This is a genomic window from Treponema sp. R6D11 (genome assembly GCF_054786075.1).
Window position 1 is genome coordinate 1 of record NZ_BDHD01001013.1, and the last position, 412, is coordinate 412.

1 protein-coding gene is annotated in these 412 nt (G+C 44.2%); it reads right to left on the reverse strand.

The features are described from left to right. Positions 1-412 (reverse strand): 3'-5' exonuclease (locus ACYVTD_RS17255; RefSeq protein WP_461248863.1); only part of this gene is annotated, 412 nt, incomplete at both ends.

Here is a 412-nt window from a genome sequence, read left to right on the forward strand (position 1 = left end):
ACATAAGGCATTGGCTCGTTGGAATGGCGGCGATGAAAAAAATGGCGTTCTTCTTCTATGCTTCCGGCTTCGTCTTCGCTCTCTTCGCCAATGCTTTTTTCGTGGGGGATAAGCCCCTCTTCAGCTCCGGCGATAAAAACAACCGGAAACTCAAGCCCCTTTGCGGCGTGAATTGTCATCAAGTTTACTTTGTCTTTTTTGTCGTCTTCGCCGTCATCTCTTGTGATAAGGCTTATCCTGTTTAGCCAGTCATAAAGCCCCGAATCAAAATTATCGGGGTCTGTTTCCCAGTTGTCTATCATTCCGATAAAATATTCAATATTGCTGAATTTCCAACGGGCTTTTTTTTCGTCTTTTCCGTGTTCAAGAACAAGGTAACTCCAGTAGTCTATATTTTCGACTAACGTGCGAG